Origin of the sequence: Clostridium bowmanii (genome assembly GCF_018861315.1) — a bacterium.
Lineage (GTDB): Bacteria > Bacillota > Clostridia > Clostridiales > Clostridiaceae > Clostridium_AD > Clostridium_AD bowmanii.
The window spans coordinates 102,748-123,384 of record NZ_JAHLDL010000013.1; the positions used below are offsets into that span (position 1 = coordinate 102,748).

A 20,637-nucleotide genomic window follows, 5' to 3' on the forward strand; every position below is an offset into this window, starting at 1 on the left:
TGATTCAAAAGAAATTGAAGCCAACTTCCTTCAAACTCTTATTGACACCATTCCAAATCCAATCTTCTATAAGGACCATAATGGAGTATATACCCATTGCAATATTGCCTTTACAGAATATTTAGGACTAAAAAGAGAGGATATTATTGGACATACTGTCTATGATATAAGTTCAAAAGAATTTGCAGCTGTTTATCATAAAGCAGATATGGATTTGATGAAATCAAAAGGAGAGCAAGTTTATGAAACGAAAGTGAAATATGCAGATGGATCTATACATGACATTCTCTTTACAAAAGCAGCCAACGTAAGTAAATCAGGTTTAGTAAAGGGACTTGCAGGAAACATGGTTGATATTACAATTCGGAAAAGTATGGAAAATAAAATAAATAAACTTTTAAAACTAAAAGAATCAATGTTAAATATAAATCAAGTTATACTTCAGGTAAATGACATTAAAGAATTATTTATATTACTTTTGGAAAAGGTAACCGCCGCACTAGATAATCGTGACCTGGGTTGTGTATTAGTTCTAGATGCAGAAAAAAATTTAAAAATTATTGCTAGCAAGGGATATGATAGTAGTTTTTCCGGAAAATTTATCCTTAAGCTGAAAGATTCTTTCTTTTGGAATGCAACTGGTGGAGATTTAGATAAAGGTGTTATTATTAATGATATTCAAAAACTAACCTTCCGAAAATATACCAAGGTTTTAGAAAACACCCTTAAAATCAAAGTTGAATCCTCTATTAGTACGCCTATTCTTTTAGACAATAGATTATATGCTTTAATAAATATTGATAGCACACAAAATAATGCTTTCGATGAATCTGATTTAGAAGTTATGGAATATTTTAAAAAACAAATTGAACTCGGTATCGCTAAGTATGCACTCTATGAAGAAACAGTGTACTTATCTAGATATGACAAATTAACAAACGTATATAATAGAAGATATTTTGAAGAATTATTTAATATTGTATTAGTTAAGGCCAAAACATACAATGGTATTTTTTTCGTGGTAATATTCGACATTAATGGTTTAAAACCAATTAATGATACATATGGACATCTAGCTGGGGACGAATTAATTAAATCCTTTGCCAGGGTATTAAGTAACAATCTTAAAGTTTCAGATATATTTGCACGGTTTGGCGGAGATGAGTTTGTGGCAGTTTTTTATGGAGAAAATTTGCAATACATAACTGAAAAATTAGAAGGCATAATTAAAGAATTTGTTAACAATCCCATACTTTTCGAAGGACATACTATAATCTGTAGCTTTAGCTATGGAATTTGTAGTTTTCCACAAAATGGACTTAACTATAATGAACTTATAAGCATTGCTGATAAAAATATGTATAAATACAAACAGAATTATAAAAATAAAAAATCACAGTGATTTTAAATCCACTGTGATTTTTTCTTGTATTTATTTTTTAAAATCTTAAGTCTCTTTCTCCCGCTTCAATTCTCTTAAGTTTTTCTATAGCTGCTTTCCTTGCTACATCTTTGGGAATATCACGAAGGCCTTGCTCAATAACTTTTTCTCCTATTTCTTTTAGTTCATCATCAGCATAATCTATAAGAAATTCTTTGAAGGTTAAAAGTGCATTAGGTTGGCAAGTATTATGAATTTGCCCAGATTTTGCAAGCGCCATAAACCTATCCCCTGTTCTTCCTTCTCTATAACAAGCTGTACAATAGCTTGGAACATATCCGCTTTCACATAACTCTTTTACCACTTCCATAGGGGAACGATGGTCTCCTACCTCAAACTGTGGTTTCTCATCTGATTTACTTACACCATATTCCTCGGCATATCCACCAACTCCAGTACATGAACCAGCACTTATTTGTGAAATTCCAAGAGCAAGTACTTCTTCTCTATATCCAGGCTCCTCTCTAGTGGATAACATCATTCCTGTATATGGCACTGCCATTCTTAAAACTGCAACTAACTTTTTAAATTGTTCATCATTTACAAGATGTGGAAAACTCTTAAAGTCTACCCCTTCAGCAGGTCTAAGCCTAGGCACTGAAATTGTGTGTGGTCCAACACCGAAAGATTCTTCTAAATGTTCTGCATGCATAAGCATACCTATAGTTTCGTATTGATAATCGTATAGCCCGTACAATACACCTATTCCTACATCTCCAATGCCTGCCTGCATTGCTCTATCCATTGCAGTAGTGTGATAATTATAATTATGTTTTGGTCCCTTTGGATGATATCCTTCGTAAATTTCCTTATTATAACTCTCTTGAAATAAAACATAGGTCCCAATGTCAGCATCCTTTAATCTCTTATAATTTTCTACAGTTGTAGCTGCAATATTTATATTAATTCTTCTTATGCTTCCATTATTAAATTTCACTGAATAAATTTTCTTTAAAACTTCTATAATATAATCTAAAGAGCAATTAACTAAATCCTCTCCAGCTTCTATAACTATTCTTTTATGTCCCATGCCTTCTAAAACTCTTATTTCTTCTTCAACTTCATCCATAGTTAATTTTTTTCTTGTAAAGGAATTATTAGAACATTTATAACCACAATAAGTACATCCATTTACACAGTAACTACTTATATAAAGTGGCGCAAATAGAACAATTCTCTTACCATAAATAGTTTCTTTTATGATTTTTGCAGTTGTATACATTTCCTCAAGAATATCTTTATCCTCAATATTTAATAATATAGCAGCTTCTCGATGGGTAAGTCCCGCGCAAGTTTTAGCTTTCTCCAAAATTCTTCTTACGTTTGACTTGTCCTTTACCTTCTGCGCACCTTCTGCCATAGATGCTCTTATTTCTTCATCTACTATAAATTCACTAGCTAAATATTCTTTCACTTAAACTCCTCCTATTTTCTATTTAATTGGGATTTAAAATTCACCATGCTTATTTTAGTTTAATATACCATTTTCTCCGAATCAAAAAAACCTTTTGCACTAAAGCAAAAGGTGTTGAATACAAAAATATCCTCCTTCGCCTTTTGCTTAGAAAAACTCCTTACAATTGGGTATCAGTTTTATTTTTTTATTAATCTACTAAGACAGAAAATCTAACTTAGCAGATACGTTTATTTTAAGACATTGTATAAAAGTTGTCAATCTTTTTTTAGCTCAAATTACCAATTAGACTCTCATTAGCTAGATAATCTTGTAGTATGATATTTAACTACTTAAAATTAATAATAAGCCCCAAAGTTGGAAGCATACCCCTCACTTTAGGACTTATGTCTTTAATATTATTCACAATAATATTTTTCTAATATATTTATGATTCACTGGACTGTTTTTCCATATCCAGTTGAAAACTGTGCCTTTCCATCTCTTTATCCTTTTGACGTTTCCACGAGTGAAGAACTAGTGCTAGTGTAACAACCCCATAGGATATAAACATACGGAAGTATTCCCCAATCATAGCAGACCCAGTAATATATTTACCTGCCATAGGCATAACTATAAACATTAAGTGAAACAATGCAGTACCAACAATAGCATTTGGTATAGATGCTTTAGTAACCGTTGCTCCACCAACTAAAAGGGCTGCAGCTGCAAAAAGTGCTGCTTGATCCGCTCCATTATATGTGTTCAAAGTTCCTATATTTTGCAAATAAATGATTTGTCCATAACAAGCAAGAACTGTTGAAATAACTATGGACTGAATGCGTGTCTTTTCTACAGCAATACCTGCAGTATCAGAAACACTCATGTCAAGTCCCACAGCTCTCATATCCTGACCAAGTTTTGTTTTTCTAAACCAAACTGTAAAAATACAAATTAAACCTATAATCATAAAAGTTCCAATGGGAATACCTATTGTGCCTATTTTTATTTGTAATAGATTGTCAAAACCTTTAGCTACATCCAAATTCAATGCATTTCGCACACCATAGCCTCTGGAAAGAAGCATACCATCACTCTTGAAAGGAATTATAGAACCGCATAGGTATAAAAGAAAGAATTGATAGATACCGGCGATAAAAAGACCTAGCATCATAGAAGTAATCATTTCACGACCCTTAGCTCTATTTAAAACTAAACCCCCAAAATATCCAAGACCTATAGCTATTGGAGTTGCAATAAGCGCCGCCAGTAGAAGTCCAGGAGCTCCTTTTATACCCCAATCAGTAATAAATATCAATCCAATTTGACCTGCCATAGCACCTAAAATCATACCAAAATTAATACCCATCCCTGCCATAATAGGCAAAAGTAGCGCTAATACCAGGAAAGAATTTCTTACTAATCGTGTTATAATTTGATCCACCAAATAATTAGTAGAATACTGCGAAAGGGGTATGGCTATTAAGCTGATGATTAAAAACATTAATGGCACAACACTACCAGTTAGTAGTGGGCCTAATTTTTTCTTATCGAATTTCATGACCTACCTCCCTTTCCGCGTCAAAGCATATACAATCATTCCGTTAGCAACTATTATTCGAATGATTTCAGATACATCAATATTGATCGCACTGTTTATGACTGACGGCGTCATTGTCAAAATACCTTGGAACAAAATTGTTCCAATAATTACATTTGTGATTGATGCTTTATTAACGGAAGCCCCTCCTAGCAATATAGCCGCCACCGACGGAAATACGAATGCTAAGGGAGAATTAAACATCTGAACAAAACCAAAACTTTGCTGATAAACAATCATACCAATAGCCGCCAGCATTGTGGATAGCATTACTGATATAATTCTCATCTTATCAATACTAATTCCCGAAGCTCTTGCATAATCCGGGTTAGAACCAACTGCAGTAATAGCAGTACCAGTCTTTGTTTTAAAGAATGCCCATACTAAAACGCACATAAGAATGAAAAATATAATCATTCCTGTAGGGATAATTAAATATTTAGAAACTTTAATTTTAAGTAAATCACTAAGTACATGAAACCAGTACTCTTCGATACTGATTGTGACACGAAGACCCTCACCCTTGAATCCTTGAACGCTTGCTGGATTTTTAAAGGGAAGAATGAGCCACATTATATTCATTAAAAATACAAAGGAGAAACCAACATAAGTGGCTATAATCATTTCATCACCTTTAACACGATTAAGTAGTAGTCCATAAAGGAAACCAAAGACTGCCGCAACTGATATTCCTATTAAAAAAGCTACTACAATACCAGCTAAACCTACAAGATTGAACTCAAGACTTACAACCGCTCCAATCATACCTGCTATGAGTCCTACAGGAATACCAAAGTTTAGGCCACATCCCGATTGAATCATAGGTACCATAGAAAGAACCATTATCCCACTCATTCCAAAACGCACAATAACATCATTTAAAGATGTATCAACCCTTACCCCGAAGAAAGGAGCAGCAATAAATAATGATATTAAGAAAAATCCTATTATTATGCGAGGCCATCCAAAGTTTTTGATGAAATTATTTACCGCATCCATATTTTTTCACCCTCTTCACTTACTTGAAATTCCCCAGCCATTAATAACCCAAAATCCACCACTTCTGCTTCTGGTGGCAGAATTCCAAATATTTTCCCTTCACAAACAATTGCTATCCTATCACTTATGGATCTAAGTTCTTCCAGCTCTGAAGATATGATAACTATGGTTGTGTTATTTTCTTCGTTATATTTTCTTAATGCATCTAAAACCAGTTTTTTTGCTCCAACATCAATACCACGAGTAGGCTCGGACACAAAAAGTAGCTTTGGATTCATAGCAAATGCCTTAGCAAGACAAACTTTTTGTTGATTTCCACCTGATAGGTTCCTTGCCTTTTGACGTTCGCTAGTACACCTTATTTCTAGTGACTTTATGTATTCTAGCGCACAGGCTTTCATAGCTTTTTCATCACGCCACTTGATCATTCCCCCAAAATAGCTTTTAAGAAACTTATTCTGAATTTGCATAGCATTAAAAGCAATATTCCAGTCAATGGGTTCATCTAAAAGTAGTCCAACACCTCTACGATCCTCAGATACAAATGCTATACCGCTTTGAAGTGCATTTAGTGTATTGTTTAAAATCAAAGGTTTACCTTCAAAGAAAATTTGCCCACCAGAAGCAAACAGCCCCATAATTCCATTTGGAATTCCAAGCTTACCTTGCCCTGCAAGACCACCAATACCTAGTATTTCACCCGTGCGAACTTTCAATGACACATTTTTAATTATTTCACCGGGCATGTCCACCCAAAGATTCTTCGTTTCAAAAATAATATCACTTTCATCAATTTTTACTACAGGCCTTATATGTTTAGCCTCTGCATCAACATCTCTACCTACCATCCATTCAGCAATCTGCCTTACATCCACTCCTTCAGATGGAGTCTCTACCACAACTAGTCCATCACGAAGTACAACAATAGTATCGCAAATAGATGTTATTTCACGAAGTCTGTGAGATATAAATACAATAGAAATACCGATATCCGCAAGGAGCCTCATAGACTTAAGTAGAATCTCAGCTTCTGATTCTGTAAGTACTGCAGTTGGCTCATCTAAAACAATAAGCTTAACCTGACTTCTGTCAATTTCACGAGCTATTTCTATAAATTGCTTATGCCCAACCGGCATCTCGGATACCAGTGTTTCTGTTTCTAGCTGAACTCCCAATGTATCTATGGCCTTTTGTGCGCTCTTTCTAATTTCTGGTAAATCTATGGTTTCCACCCGTTTACCTAGAACTTTAGAAATTAAGCTTTTCTTTGTCTTTTCCATATTAAGAAGAACATTCTCCCCTACCGTAAATCCAGGAATTAGAGAAAATTCTTGATGTACCATTCCTATTCCTGCTTTTAAAGCATCCACAGGGCTTTTGAATTTGATTTTTTCTCCATTTAAATAAACAGAACCTTCGTACCCACCAGTTTCAGCAATTACCTTCATACCAAATAAGATATTCATCAGTGTAGATTTGCCTGCTCCATTTTCTCCAACAAGTCCCAATATTTTTCCTTTTTCAAGTGTGAAGTTTATATCCTTAAGCACCCTGTTTCCATCATACTCTTTGCCAACACCTTCTACTTTAAGTAGTACATTATCTGTAGTCAATAAATTCACCTCTTATCTTCCAACATAAGGAAAATTGCTTTGCACACATATAAAGGCAAAGCAATTCAAACTCATTTGGTTATAATATTACTATTTATTTTATAGCTTTATATTTTGCAGGAACAACTTCTTTACTGTTACCTAGATATCCTTTTCCAAATACATAAGTATCTTGATAAACCATTACGTGATTTGGAATCTCTTTACCACTAACTCTATCTAAGTATAAAGAACCATTCCACTCAGCTCCTGGTGTATAAGCACCAAATGCCTTAATTACGTCAGCAAGATTACCTTTTGTCATTGTACCCTCTGCTACGTTTTTACCATATTCTACCAAGCCTTCAGTAGCTGTGTATCCATAAGAGAATGCCCACGTTCCCATTCTTCCAGATCCACCTTTAGCAACTACAGTTTCTTCAACCTTTTTAAGTATAGCAGGCCAGTTTCCAGCTTCTGCTTTCAAATCTATGCCAAATGCTCCTGGGTATCCCATTATAGGTGATGGAAGATCAGGTTCAACAAATATTGCACCAAGCTCCGCAACACGTTTTAGAAGTGGTTCTGTTTGAGCATCGTTTGTACAGAAGAATGCAGTATCTTTTCCATATTTCGCAACCCATGCAGGCATTTTTTCAAGAATGAATTGTTGTGCGCCTGGAACTCCTACGTCACTCATAGGATCTGGAGCTGTTTCAAATACAAATTTAAGTCCTAAGTCTTTACAAGCTTGTTCCATAATATTTCTTCTTAATGAAAGAAGTTCTATACTCATATGTCTAGGGAATGAAATGTGCACGAAGGTTTTTGCGCCCATCTTTTTAGCAGCGAGTATCATAAGGTATCCACGGTTTACGTTATCAGGATCTACAACTAAATCTGAAGCTGCTTCAATCATAGCCGTATCTTCTTGAGAAGAGTTAGCTAAAAGTAATATATCTGGTCTCTTTTCACGAATTTGCTTAAATGCTGCAACAGTACCTGGAATTGCTTGATTTACCACGATTACTTTCATATCTTCATCATCTGCTAGACCAGTAATCTGAGCTATTGTAGTTTCTTGTTCTGCCATAAAATTGTCTGGATAAGTAACATGTTTTATCATTCCGCCGGAAGCAGCATCGCCATACTTTGCAATCATTGCTTCAGCACCACGTAGTTCATCCTCACCCTGTGATACGGTACCAGTAACAATACCAATGTGCATCTTTTTCGTCTCAGTTACTGCAGGTGTCGTTGTTGTTGTTGTTGTTGTTGTTTTTTTTGCGCAACCTACCATACCAAATGTTAGAATTAAACTTAATCCAATTGCTAATGATCTTTTTAACATCTAGAATCCCCCTTTTTATTTTTCAGAGCAAAGCTCAATTATAATACAAAAATTCTAAGTCTAATAACTCCTTGTTCAGAAGGCATTAATTTTACAAAGAATTTAGCATCCAAGTTATAGATTGTAAAATTTTTAATGGTTTCAGAGAAATACATCACTTCTAATATATTACATTTAAACTTCATTTCTTTATTCTCTGTATTATCCTATAGTTCACCATAAAAGTCTTTTTTGTGATAAATATGTTGTCCATATACTTCAATCAATTGAAATATAGCACTTAACATAATTCAATTTATGAAATGTTTAATTTACTTGTTATATTATTATTTATAATAATACAAGGTTTAATATTCTTTGTCAAGATATAAATTAATTATGAATTCTTAGCTAATTATAGTTACTTATTCTACTACTAGCCTCAAATAAATATATGAACATTTTACTTTTTATATTTTTACTTCTAATAAATATATGTAATTCATTGTTATATTATGAAATATATTACTTTGTATGAGTTATTTATATGTTCCATTAAATGGCTTTAAAATGAATATATAAGCAATCATTTATGCATTTACTTTTTATATCAATAAAAAAAACAGTACCTCTGATATTAACAAAAGTGCTGTTTTTTCTTGAATTACTTATTAAATTGAAAATCTTTCAAAATGAATCTTGTTAGATTGAACTACCCATGTCTTCTTTCATACTATTATCATGTCCTCTATGGGAACATATATTCTGTTCGTAAATTATAAAAATCCTTTTACTAGCATAGCTGAACCATTCACACTCACGATTGAAATCACGAGTGTGCATGGTTCAGCTGTCAATATTAAAGGCTTCTAAATCAGAAACAACCTTACCATATATTTGCTTATCATTTATTTACAACCTTATTCAAAAATTTTCCGAAACTTGTCGCTATTAATTTCTTAAAGATATTTATTCTGCATTCGAAATAATAGGAATCAGCATTCCAGCCTTTTTCTTTCCAATACTCACTGTCCAGACCTATTAATTTATAGGCAAGCACCTTTTGAACTTGAAAATTAATAAGAGCACTTAATGATGGTTTATAGTTTTCTTTCTTCATATTAAGATGTCCAATAAAATTATCACATTCACTTTCAGTTATTTTATTATCTATGGTTCTAATTGTTCTACCTATTTTCCCTACATTAAAGCCACCCCATTGAATTACCACTCTCTCTAAATATTTCAGTGTAGGTTTAAGGCCCGAGCCCTTAGTTGTAGATATAAGTAGAACTGGTTTACCATAGATTACAGGGCGATGAAACCACATGCAGGTTCTATCAAAAAATGTCTTTAACATTCCTGATACATTTTCCATATATACTGGCGAGGTTAAAATTATCCCATCACTCAATTTTATTTTTTCCATGACATCAGAAACCTGATCATTTAATACACATCCACCTTTAACAAGGCAATGTTCACATCCAATGCAAGTTTTTATATCATAATCAAATAAATTTATTATTTCTACATTAATATTGTTATTCTTCAATATTTCTTTAACTTGTACAATAAGTTCATAGGTATTCATCTTCCTATTACTTGAATTTATAGCTATTACATTTAACATATGTAATACCCTCCCCTTAATTTTTATTACAGCACACAGATCTTGTTCTTTTATATTATATTAATTCTTTATTGTTACTAGCAGTAAACTTACTAGGTATGTTATACTTGAAAAAATCAAGGCTACTATGAGAAACCCTATTAGCAAAATGTTATATTTCAACACACTCTCAGCCATAACAAATTTTGAAAAGCCAAGTATATTTACAACTAATATTGATAGGAATATTATAATTAACCCCTTAGAAGCTCCTTTAATATCAGCAGAGCTTAAGGATACATGAGATGAAATACATATAGCTAAAAATAAAAATAATATAAAGTATGGATTTGCAAAGTTATTAATTGAAAATATTGTTTTTATTAACTCTATATATGAATTCATTATCCCATTTAGTGAGACTTTACTTATTTTAGTTATGCTCAAATTATTCAACGAAATAGTTATAAATTCATTATATGTCTTAGGGATTATTATGTACATAAGTGCAATTATAGATGAAACCCCTCCGAAAATCGGTGCAATTCCTATGAAAAAATTACCTGCTTGTTGATATACACTATTAGGATTATAAGCATGACTTACATATCCAAGTATTCCATTTTCATCTCTCTTTTGTAAAAACACAATTTTTTTAATTTTGTGTCCAAAAATAATACAAAAGATAGCATGGGACATTTCGTGTAATGGAACCCCTATAACAGCTGTAATAACAACCGCCTTCCAGCCAAAACTCCTTTGGAAATTTTCCATTGAATGATCTCTCAAAAATCCAAGAATAAACCCTACTAAAATTATCATTCCCGTCAAATATATGGTATCTACAGTTGTCTTCATTATCAAATTAACTAAAAAACTCATTAAATCACCCTTTCTAATTTCCACAGTTTCTATTTATAAAGGAAGCCTTTTAGGCTTCCTTTATACTTCTACCTCAGGTAGTATTCGATAAACTTCCAATAAAACAATATTTACAGTAAGCCAAACTCCACCAAAAATATACCCTGCATAAACAAACTCTCCATTCATTAGCTTTTCGCTAATTTCATTATATCTTACCAGGGGTCACCTGACCTAATAGTATTATACCATAATCTATATCCTAGGCTATTTTTTTATGTAACATACAAAAAAGACATTAAGGTCTTTTTTTACCTTAATGTCTTTTTTATTCTCCTAAATATGCACTTCTTATAGCATCATTTGATAATAATTCTTTGGAATCACCTTCTAGAACTATTTTTCCAGTTTCTAGTACATATGCTCTGTTTGCAATTGAAAGTGCCATATGAGCATTTTGTTCTACAAGCAAAACTGTAGTTCCCAATTTATTAATTTCTTGTATTATAGAAAAAATATTTCTTACTACTAAGGGAGCAAGCCCCATAGATGGCTCATCCAATAATAATATCCTGGGTTTTACCATAAGAGCCCTTCCCATAGCTAACATTTGCTGTTCTCCACCACTTAATGTTCCAGCCATTTGTTTTATTCGCTCTTTAAGTATTGGAAACTTATCAAAAACCATTTCATAATCTTTTGTTATATTAGTCTTATCTTTTCTACTACAAGCTCCTAGTTCAAGATTTTCCATAACCGACATGTTCGCAAAAATCCTTCTTCCTTCAGGTACATGAGCTATACCTAACTTTGAAAGTTTATAAGAGGGAATGTTATGAATTGCCTTATCCTCAAAAATTACACTTCCTGACTTTATAGAAATAAGCCCTGAAATAGCTCTTAATATAGAAGTTTTTCCAGCTCCATTAGCACCTATAAGTGTAACTATTTCTCCCTGTTTCACTTCTATACTAATATCGTGCAATGCATGTATTTCACCATAATATACATTTAACCCAACTATCTTAAGCATCAGCAACCTCCTCTCCAAAGTATGCATCAGCTACCTCTTCTCCAAGGTATGCCTCAATTACTTTAGGGTCATTTTTTATTTCATCAGGCGATCCTTCTGCAATTACTTTACCATAATCTACTACTATTATCCGCTCACATACTCCCATAACTAGCTTCATATCATGTTCTATTAATAATATAGCTATATCAAATTCATGTCTTACCCAATTTATTAAATTCATTAATTCATGAGTTTCTTGAGGATTCATACCAGCTGCAGGTTCATCTAGCAGTAATAGTTTAGGCTTTGCAGCCAAGGCCCTAGCTATTTCAAGTCTTCGTTGCTCTCCATAAGGCAGATTACATGCAAGTTCAGCTTTTTTACCTTCAAGTTTAAATACCTTGAGAATTTCAAGTGCTCTCTTCTCAATCTCAGCTTCCTCTTTATGAAACCTTGGAAGTCTAAACATTGAATGAAACAAATTATATTTAACATTATAATCAAAAGATATTTTTACATTATCCAAAACTGTTAAATTTTTAAATAACCTTATGTTTTGAAAAGTTCTTGAAATCCTTTTTTTAGTAATCTCATAAGGCTTTATTCCTTGTATAAATTCTCCATTAAATTCTATAGTTCCACTGGTCGGAGAATAAACTCCAGTTAGCATATTAAAAATCGTAGTTTTTCCTGCTCCATTAGGTCCAATCAAACCTACAAGATCATGCTCTGAAAGATTAAGTGAAACATCAGAAACAGCTGTAAGACCGCCAAACTTTATTGTAAGATTATTTGCCCTAAGTAGAGACATCTTTATCACTTCCTTTTGAAATTTTATTGAACACGTCCATATATAATTCCTTTGTTCCCATTAGTCCTTGTGGTCTAAATCTCATTATAATGATAAGTGCTAGAGGATAAATAATCATTCTATAATTATTTAAGAATCTTAAACTTTCTGGAAGAATTGTCAGTATACCTGTTGATAATACACTACCTGTCAGACTCCCCATTCCACCCATAACTACATAAGTAACAAAATCTACGGATTTCAAGAAATTAAATTGTTCTGGCTTAATGTACATTAGATAATGAGCAAATAGTCCACCTGCAACACCAGCGAAGAAAGATCCAATAACAAAGGCCATAATTTTATATTTTGTAGTATTTATGCCCATAGCTTCTGCTGCTATTTCATCCTCCCTCACAGACATCATTGCCCTTCCCTGAGATGAACGTGCTATATTATAAATTATTAAAATGGTGAAGATCATTATAAAAAACACCCAAGCAAAATTTGTTTTTGGAGGTATTCCCGAAAGCCCTCTCCCTCCTCCAAGTTCATCTATATTAGTAATTACAACTCTTATTATTTCTCCAAATCCTAAAGTTGTTATGGCAAGATAATCACCCTTTAGCCTTAAAGTAGGTATACCAATTAGAAGTCCAATGAATCCAGCAAGTATTCCACCAAAAAGTAATGCAATGGGAAAAGGTGTGTGCATTTGCATTGTAGATATTGATGCAGCATAGGCACCAATGGACATAAACCCAGCATGACCTAGAGTAAGTTGCCCTGTAACTCCGATTATAAGATTTAAGCTTACTGCAAGAATAACATTAATGCAGATAAGATTTAATATTCTTGCATAATATCTATTCAAAATGCCAGTATCCATCAGAAAAGTTAAGATGAAAAATAAAATGACCCCAATAACAACTAAAATAATAGTATTTTTAAATTCTTTTTTCATATTATCCACCTACACTTTCTCTCGGGATTTTTTACCTAGAAGTCCCGAAGGCTTTACAATTAAAATTATGATAAGAATTGAAAATGCTATAGCATCTGAGTAGCTAGAGGATATATAAACCTTACTAAAGGTCTCAACCAGTCCCATTATTAGTCCCCCCAATAATGCACCTGGAATTATGCCTATTCCACCAAGGACGGCTGCCACAAATGCTTTTAGGCCTGGCATTATGCCCATAAAAGGGTCTATACTAGAATACAAAATACCTACCAGCACCCCTGCGGCTCCAGCTAGCGCTGACCCAATAGCAAATGTTATGGAAATAATATAGTTTACATTGATACCCATAAGTGCAGCCGCATCTTTATCAAAAGAAGCTGCTCTCATTGCTCTACCTGTTTTAGTTTTAAAAACTATAAATTGAAGTATTACTACAAGCAAAATAGATACTAATATGATGATAATTTGACGATTGTCAATACTGAGTTCTGCAAAACGAATTACCTTTTGTGGCAAAAGGCTATCTGGATATGTTTGTGGATCAGAACTCATTTTTAATCTAACTATATTTTGAAGAAGTACTGACATTGCAATTGCTGTAATTAGTATAGATAGTTTTGGAGATTTCCTTAATGGCTTGTATGCTATTTTCTCAATAATTACCCCTACTATTGCAGCTCCCACCATAGCTACTAATAGTGTAGGAATAAAAGGTAATCTTAAATTAGTTGCTGCAAAGAATCCAAAATATGCTCCAACCATGAAAATATCTCCATGAGCAAAATTTATAAGTCCAATAATTCCATATACCATTGTGTAACCTACTGCAATCAATGCGTACACAAAGCCAAGTGATAGTCCATTAATTGTTTGCTGTGAAAACTCCATAAACCTTGGTAATAGACCATTAATTAATTGTTGTAAAAACTCCATTAGTCTTCCTCCCTTCCTCACCCCTCTAAATATATATATTTTTAAGCATACCCCCTACTGTAGATTAGTAATGAGGCATGCCCTCATATTTACTATTTAAGGATTAAGCTTCTTTACAAAATTAAACTTGCCCCCTTCAACCTTCAAAATTACTGCTGATTTAATTGCATCTCTATTGGCATCAAAGGTTATTTTGCCAGATACTACTTCAAGATTAGTTTTTAAGAGTGCTTCTTTGATACTTGGGCCGTCTGTTTTACCAGCAACTTTTATAGCTTCTACCATTATTTTTGCAGCATCATAATTTAAAACTGCCATAGCATCAGCAACTAAATTATATTTTGCTTTATATTCCTTTTGGAAGTCAACAACTAGTGGCGCTGTGTCATCTGCTGAGTAATGGTCAGATAGATAGCATCCTTCAACTGCCTCCCCACCAACCTTAAATAAGTCAGCAGAATCCCAGCCATCTCCACCTAGTAATGGAACTTTTATATCAATGGATCTTGCTTGCTTTGCTATATTACCAACTGTTGAATAGTAATCAGGAAGTAATATTACGTCTGGGTTAGTTGGTTTTATTTTTGTTAGTTGTGCCTTAAAGTCTTTATCATTTGTAGCATAGGTTTCTTTTGCAACGATTTTTCCACCTGCCTCTATAAAACTTTTTTCAAAGAACTCAGCTAAACCTTTTGAATAATCATTACCATTGTCATAAAGAATAGCAGCTGTCTTTGCCTTTAAATCCCCGCTAGCAAACTTTGCTATAACAGTTCCTTGAAAAGGATCTATAAAGCAAGCTCTAAAAACATACTCTCCACCTTTCTTAGTAACATCTGGATTTGTTCCCGTTCCTGTTATCATTGGTATTTTGCTTTGAGTAAGTATTGGTCCCAGTGCTATACAAGAGCCACTTGTTAATGGTCCAACTACAGCTACCACATTGTCATTACTTATAAGCTTTGTACCTACAGTTGTTGCAGTATCTGGTTTAGCTTCATCGTCTTCAAAAATAAATTTAACATTTCGTCCGTTAATTCCTCCAGCTTTATTTACTTGATCTTCTAATAACATAATGCCATTTTGACCAGATTTTCCAAAAGAAGAAACTGATCCAGTAAGTGGTAAGACAACTCCAATTTTGACATCTCCTTTCGTTTCAGTAGCTGGAGCTTCTGACTTAGTTGAACATCCTCCCAATATGCTCACAGTCATAACCATACATAACATTAATGAAATTTTCTTTTTGAACATTTGCTAATCCCTCCTAAATTTTATTGACTTAAAATCTTTCATAAATATTATTTTTATTTCCACTGATACGCTAACAATATTATATGAATTAGTTATGGATAAAAAGTATTTTATGAATTAATTTTTAATCTATAATTCATAATTTATAAATTTTATTAATAATATCATGATATTATACGTAAATCAATACTCTTTTTTAATTATTTTTATTATTTTTGAATTTATTTTTTTTAAATCTTTCAATTGTACGTCAATTGTTAAATTTTAAAAATACCACTTAACGAATTTACACTTATATTTTATTGCAACTAAAAAAGCCTAAATATTACATGCATGAAAGTTTCAATTCAATTGTTTAATTTTCTAAGTATTGTTTTAATCTTTAAGTAAAGCTTTTCATTTTTCATATTTCAATGAAATTCCATTAAAATTTATATATATATGTTAATAAAACCCTTCAAACGCATTTTTTAATTCCTAATATATTTAAAATGAAATATTTATATTCAAAACAATTCCCGCGTGAATGATATCATTTTACATATTAATATCCATTTTATATTTTGTAGCTTAATAACTTGTAACTTATATTCTATTTACAATTTTATATTGGCATATTGCAAGAGTTTTCTTTCAACAGTAGCCTTTAACCAACAACCTAGACACAACAAAAAAAACACTGATTTTTATAAATCAGTGTTTTTTTATTTTAATAATATATTAAAATAATATTTATTTTAAACTTTCAATAGCATTTTTAGCCCAATTAGAGTCTTTATATATAGCCCTAGCTACACCAATAAGATCCGCTTTTCCAGAAGATAAAAGTTTTTCAGCTGCGCTGGCTTCTGTAATTCCACCTGTTAGGATAACTGGAATGGATACAACTTCCTTAATAGCCTCAGTTAGTGGAGAAAAATATCCTTGACTAGTATTACCTGGAATAGTATATCCACAAAATCCTCCTGAAATATCTAAGATATCTATGCCTGCCTTTTCAAATACTAAGGCTGCAGTTTTGCTATCTTCAATAGTACTTCCACCTTCCATATAATCAGAAGCCCCTAATCTAAGGAGGATTGGAAAATCATTACCAACAGCCTCACGTACCGCTTTAATAATTTCTAAATGTATTTTAATTCTTCCGAGTACATCTCCACCATATTCGTCAGTCCTTTTGTTAGTAAGAGGAGAAAAAAATTGGTTTAGAAGATATCCATGAGCAGAATGAATCTCTACACCATCAAACCCCGCTTCTTTAACTCTCCTTGCAGCACTAGCAAATTCTAAAGTTATAATTTTAATTTCATTTTTACTAAGTTCCCTTGGAACATTGCCTATGCGCGGATTAGCTATAGCTGAGGGACCAACAGGATCATATCCTGTAACATCCTTATTTGCTGCACTTCCGGCATGATTAATTTGCATTACTGTTTTAGAACCATTTTTATGAATAACATTTGCCAGCTTTTTTAGATCTTCCACAATACCATCATCTGCTATAGAAAGCATTCTTTCACTAGCCTTACCAGGCTTAGCTATAAAGCTATGTTCAATAATAATCAATGAAATATACCCACCATGGGATTTTTCTTCATAATAATCTAAAATTCCTTTACTGACCCTTCCATCCGGTTCAGATTTAGAAGTAGCCATGGGTGGCATAACCAATCTATTGTTTAACATTAATTTGCACTGCTCTAGTGGTTTAAGTAAATATGACATTTTCTACCTCCTGATATAATTAATTATTATTCTTAAAGATTTATCATGGTTTCTAATTCTATCAAATTCACCCATAGAATTCAATGTTTCTTTAACTTTTTATTCTACATAAATTTTATCATAACTCATAGTAATATCCTCCTCATTTTGTATAATCAATTTGTTCTCAAAAAATGCCAAATTCATTATAATACGATGAATTTGACATTTTGTATACTATTCTATATTTCTTTTATGCATGCATCTACCAATTCACTTAAACTTCCAGTAGCTAAGCATATATAATTATCACAAGCACCATAGTATAATCTTATTTGATCTTTTTCATAATCGGCTATTGCACCACAAGCAAATACTGTATTATCACAGTTGCCATGTTTTTCATAATCCATTTCTGGTGCTAATATATAGCTATTGGTCTTACCTATAACTTTCCAAGGCTCGTCTAAATCTAAAAGCATTGCCCCTAAGTAGTAATAAGTTCCCCCTGCTGGTGAAAATACTCCATGTATTATTACCAGCCATCCCTTATCTGTTTTCATCGGAGGTGTTGGTCCTATTTTTTCCACATTCCAAAAACGATAACCTGCTGCTAAAACTGGTTTAAATTCTCCCCAATGTATTAAGTCTTCACTGGCAGAAATCCATATATCTCCACCAGAACCATCACCGCCACCTGGCCTATCCAATTTATAGTATTTTCCATTGATTTTTTGAGGAAATAAACTCGCCCCTCTATTTTTGGGTGCTGTTATAATTTCAATTCTTTCGTAAGTTTTAAAATCCTTAGTTTTTCCAAGCATGCCTACTGGACTCTCAAAACCCTTAACCATTACTGGTGTTATTATATAATAAGTATCATCAATTTTAGTTATTCTATTGTCTATAAAATGATGATATAAATCCCAAGGCATACCTTCTTTTTGTACCTCTATAAAGTTTTTATCATCTAAAGTAAAGTTTATACCATCCGTACTTCTAGCTATTCTAGTTTGACCAACATCTCGACCATAGCCTTTAGTTGCAGCATGCTCCACCACCGATACTAATAATATTGTTTCATCACCATACATCATTGGTGATGGATTATAAATTTGTGCTACTCCATCAAAATCCTTCACATGTAATATAGGATTATTTTCATATCTTTTAAAAATTTTAGTTGCATCCTTCATTATTTTTATACCTCCATTTTTAAACATTTTGTTATTGTTTTCTACTGTATGTTGTAATATAATTATATTGCTAATATTTATTTATGAATACATATATATTGACTAATTTTTGTACTATCTTGACTTTTTGGAGGTGATATTTTTGGAGGTGATATTTTTGGATAATGAATTGATAGAAATGCCTATACCTGATGTGCCTATAAATGTAAAAATCGCTTCTAACAAAAAAATACATCTAAGCTCCACTACTCATTTTCATAAAGAAATAGAGCTGTTAAGTGTAACCCATGGAAAGATGTCCTTTTCAATGGACAATAAAACAATAATAGCTAGCCAAGGAGACATTATATTCATAAATTCTTTAGTACCTCATTCCACAGATGTCTTAGATGAAAATACAGATATATTAATTATACAATTTGATCCTAAAAGTCTATGTAATCATCAATTTCTATTAGAATATAAATATCTATCGGATTTTCTAAATCAAAGTCCTAAATTATATGAATTATTTTTCCAAGGTTCCCCACTTCTAGCTGAACTATCAGCTATACTTAATAAAATAAAAAGTGAATTTGATCAAGGTAATAGTGCCTTTCAACTTTATATAAAAGCCTACGTATATATGTTACTTGCCTGCCTTTATAGGCATAAAGTATTGATAGAACCTAAAAACAGTACTGAATATAACCTTTTAGACAAGATATCTCTAGCACTAAACTATATTGAGAATAATTTTAAAGAAGAAATCTCCTTAGAAAAACTATGTGAAATGGTTGGTTTTAACATTTATTATTTTTGTAGAATCTTTAAAAGAGCAACAAACAGGACCTTCGTAGAATACTTGAATTTTGTACGCATAGCAGAAGCTGAAAAGCTTCTAATGTTTTCAACTAAGAGCATAACAGATATAGCCCTTGAGGTTGGTTTCTCCAGCTCCTCTTATTTTAATAAAACCTTTAATAAATATAAAGGATGTAATCCAACTATTTATAGAAAATATCAATTTTTATCTTAGTTTCTATTAAAACTATTATTTATCAGTTTACTTAAAATAAAACCTGTTCAATGGCAAATATGCTATTAAGCAGGTATTATCTATACTATTATTAATTTTTATTATCTTATTTTTTTACCGCACTAGGATTAGATCTGTAGCAATAATCTAAAAACTTCTGATTTGGTACAAAGCTCAATTGCATTTTATTGTTTCCTTCTGTAACCATTGCAACATACACTATTTCCTTAGAAGTATTGGGATAGCCCTTTACTATAAGACTTGGTTTGTTAGAATAATCTTTTACGGCAGCACTACCTTCTGGTGCTAGTAGTGTTACCTCTTTTATATTAAAACTTATGAATTTTTTTCTTTTTTTCATTTCGAATATCTTCTCTATATCTATTTCGCCATTTGTAAATTGATACTCATACTCTACAAATAATTTCCCTTTGTAAAAAAAACATGCCCCAGCCACTCCTAATAATATAATTGCAAAAATTAAATTATTGCTAAGGGTTGCTATTCCAATACCTGCGAATAAATATGTTATAGCATTTACTACTTTGTAAGAGCCTGTTTTATATGTTGTTACTAGTTGTTCATAAAAATGATCCATTTAATTTCCCCCTCAGATTTTTTACATATTATATCAGCACTTCCTTAGTCAATTATAACACATATAGTTAAATTATCTTATCACAGGTTTCGAGCCAATTGCTAACATAAATCCCCCATCCTACTAGAAAGTACAACCATAAGTTCTAACACCACATTCTCCATCCATTATATCTTTTGAAATAATATATCTTATACTCCGCACAATATATTATAAAATCCCTATATTTAATTTTAGGGTATTTTTTACTTGTATTTTCAACAATACTACAAACTTTTAACAAATTATTTAACTTAAATATCTATAATTATTTTTTATTCTAGAAAATGAATTATTA

17 protein-coding genes are annotated in these 20,637 nt (G+C 32.2%); 2 read left to right on the plus strand and 15 right to left on the minus strand.

The features are described from left to right. Window positions 1-13 precede the first annotated feature (13 nt). A complete protein-coding gene (locus KPL51_RS24285; protein ID WP_224854118.1) occupies window positions 14-1,402 on the plus strand; it encodes a sensor domain-containing diguanylate cyclase in 1,389 nt (462 codons plus the stop codon). Window positions 1,403-1,439: 37 nt separating this feature from the next. On the opposite strand, the gene hydG is transcribed toward KPL51_RS24285, so the two are convergent. From hydG to KPL51_RS10845, 14 genes are all read right to left on the minus strand, one after another. Then, on the minus strand, window positions 1,440-2,855 hold the full coding sequence (hydG, locus tag KPL51_RS10780; protein WP_216160822.1) for a [FeFe] hydrogenase H-cluster radical SAM maturase HydG: 1,416 nt from the start codon (window positions 2,853-2,855) through the stop codon (window positions 1,440-1,442). A 427-nt stretch (window positions 2,856-3,282) separates the two neighbouring features. Further along, window positions 3,283-4,395, minus strand: a complete 1,113-nt coding sequence (locus tag KPL51_RS10785) for an ABC transporter permease subunit (protein WP_216160825.1) — start codon at window positions 4,393-4,395, stop codon at window positions 3,283-3,285. Window positions 4,396-4,398: 3 nt separating this feature from the next. After that, window positions 4,399-5,433 carry an ABC transporter permease subunit gene (locus KPL51_RS10790; protein WP_216160828.1) on the minus strand — a complete coding sequence of 345 codons (1,035 nt, stop codon included), beginning with the start codon at window positions 5,431-5,433 and terminating at the stop codon, window positions 4,399-4,401. Further along, entirely contained in the window at window positions 5,421-7,046 is a 1,626-nt protein-coding gene (locus tag KPL51_RS10795) for a sugar ABC transporter ATP-binding protein (protein ID WP_216160831.1), read from the minus strand. The genes KPL51_RS10790 and KPL51_RS10795 overlap by 13 nt, the downstream gene beginning before the upstream one ends. A gap of 94 nt (window positions 7,047-7,140) precedes the next feature. Beyond that, complete coding sequence (locus KPL51_RS10800; RefSeq protein ID WP_216160834.1) at window positions 7,141-8,376, minus strand: DUF3798 domain-containing protein; 1,236 nt, start codon at window positions 8,374-8,376, stop codon at window positions 7,141-7,143. 883 nt (window positions 8,377-9,259) lie between these two features. After that, the gene (locus tag KPL51_RS10805; protein ID WP_216160836.1) at window positions 9,260-9,988 is read right to left on the minus strand and encodes a flavodoxin family protein; all 729 of its coding nucleotides are present in this window, start codon (window positions 9,986-9,988) and stop codon (window positions 9,260-9,262) included. A 60-nt stretch (window positions 9,989-10,048) separates the two neighbouring features. Next, on the minus strand, window positions 10,049-10,849 hold the full coding sequence (locus tag KPL51_RS10810) for a hypothetical protein (protein WP_216160838.1): 801 nt from the start codon (window positions 10,847-10,849) through the stop codon (window positions 10,049-10,051). Window positions 10,850-11,156: 307 nt separating this feature from the next. After that, entirely contained in the window at window positions 11,157-11,861 is a 705-nt protein-coding gene (locus tag KPL51_RS10815; protein WP_216160840.1) for an ABC transporter ATP-binding protein, read from the minus strand. Further along, window positions 11,854-12,654 (minus strand): ABC transporter ATP-binding protein, encoded by an 801-nt coding sequence (locus KPL51_RS10820; RefSeq protein WP_216160843.1) that lies wholly within the window; start codon window positions 12,652-12,654, stop codon window positions 11,854-11,856. Before KPL51_RS10820 ends, KPL51_RS10815 begins: the two co-directional genes overlap by 8 nt. Then, window positions 12,641-13,597, minus strand: a complete 957-nt coding sequence (locus KPL51_RS10825) for a branched-chain amino acid ABC transporter permease (protein ID WP_216160846.1) — start codon at window positions 13,595-13,597, stop codon at window positions 12,641-12,643. The genes KPL51_RS10820 and KPL51_RS10825 overlap by 14 nt, the downstream gene beginning before the upstream one ends. Before the next feature lie 9 nt (window positions 13,598-13,606). Beyond that, window positions 13,607-14,485, minus strand: coding sequence for a branched-chain amino acid ABC transporter permease (locus tag KPL51_RS10830; RefSeq protein WP_216160885.1), 879 nt, complete (start codon window positions 14,483-14,485; stop codon window positions 13,607-13,609). A gap of 141 nt (window positions 14,486-14,626) precedes the next feature. Beyond that, window positions 14,627-15,784: an ABC transporter substrate-binding protein gene (locus KPL51_RS10835; RefSeq protein WP_216160849.1), complete on the minus strand. Its 1,158-nt coding sequence runs from the start codon at window positions 15,782-15,784 to the stop codon at window positions 14,627-14,629. 732 nt (window positions 15,785-16,516) lie between these two features. Next, window positions 16,517-17,509, minus strand: a complete 993-nt coding sequence (locus KPL51_RS10840) for an NADH:flavin oxidoreductase (protein WP_216160852.1) — start codon at window positions 17,507-17,509, stop codon at window positions 16,517-16,519. Window positions 17,510-17,730: 221 nt separating this feature from the next. Further along, complete coding sequence (locus tag KPL51_RS10845; RefSeq protein ID WP_216160855.1) at window positions 17,731-18,684, minus strand: glycoside hydrolase family 130 protein; 954 nt, start codon at window positions 18,682-18,684, stop codon at window positions 17,731-17,733. Between the two features lie 157 nt (window positions 18,685-18,841). Here KPL51_RS10845 and KPL51_RS10850 point away from each other — a divergent pair, with 157 nt between their 5' ends. After that, window positions 18,842-19,702, plus strand: a complete 861-nt coding sequence (locus KPL51_RS10850) for an AraC family transcriptional regulator (protein ID WP_216160858.1) — start codon at window positions 18,842-18,844, stop codon at window positions 19,700-19,702. A gap of 106 nt (window positions 19,703-19,808) precedes the next feature. Here the strand turns inward: KPL51_RS10850 and KPL51_RS10855 are convergent, their stop codons facing one another. After that, a complete protein-coding gene (locus KPL51_RS10855) occupies window positions 19,809-20,300 on the minus strand; it encodes a DUF6106 family protein (RefSeq protein ID WP_216160861.1) in 492 nt (163 codons plus the stop codon). Between the last annotated feature and the right edge of the window lie 337 nt (window positions 20,301-20,637).

Excerpts from the sequence above, each read along its gene's own strand:
- KPL51_RS10825 (WP_216160846.1), bottom strand. The coding sequence starts at position 13,597 with ATGAAAAAAGAATTTAAAAATACTATTATTTTAGTTGTTATTGGGGTC.
- KPL51_RS10820 (WP_216160843.1), bottom strand. The coding sequence starts at position 12,654 with ATGTCTCTACTTAGGGCAAATAATCTTACAATAAAGTTTGGCGGTCTT.
- KPL51_RS10835 (WP_216160849.1), bottom strand. The coding sequence starts at position 15,784 with ATGTTCAAAAAGAAAATTTCATTAATGTTATGTATGGTTATGACTGTG.
- KPL51_RS10785 (WP_216160825.1), bottom strand. The coding sequence starts at position 4,395 with ATGAAATTCGATAAGAAAAAATTAGGCCCACTACTAACTGGTAGTGTT.
- KPL51_RS10840 (WP_216160852.1), bottom strand. The coding sequence starts at position 17,509 with ATGTCATATTTACTTAAACCACTAGAGCAGTGCAAATTAATGTTAAAC.
- KPL51_RS10830 (WP_216160885.1), bottom strand. The coding sequence starts at position 14,485 with ATGGAGTTTTCACAGCAAACAATTAATGGACTATCACTTGGCTTTGTG.
- KPL51_RS10805 (WP_216160836.1), bottom strand. The coding sequence starts at position 9,988 with ATGTTAAATGTAATAGCTATAAATTCAAGTAATAGGAAGATGAATACC.
- KPL51_RS10815 (WP_216160840.1), bottom strand. The coding sequence starts at position 11,861 with ATGCTTAAGATAGTTGGGTTAAATGTATATTATGGTGAAATACATGCA.
- KPL51_RS10800 (WP_216160834.1), bottom strand. The coding sequence starts at position 8,376 with ATGTTAAAAAGATCATTAGCAATTGGATTAAGTTTAATTCTAACATTT.
- KPL51_RS10845 (WP_216160855.1), bottom strand. The coding sequence starts at position 18,684 with ATGAAGGATGCAACTAAAATTTTTAAAAGATATGAAAATAATCCTATA.
- KPL51_RS10790 (WP_216160828.1), bottom strand. The coding sequence starts at position 5,433 with ATGGATGCGGTAAATAATTTCATCAAAAACTTTGGATGGCCTCGCATA.
- KPL51_RS10855 (WP_216160861.1), bottom strand. The coding sequence starts at position 20,300 with ATGGATCATTTTTATGAACAACTAGTAACAACATATAAAACAGGCTCT.
- KPL51_RS10810 (WP_216160838.1), bottom strand. The coding sequence starts at position 10,849 with ATGAGTTTTTTAGTTAATTTGATAATGAAGACAACTGTAGATACCATA.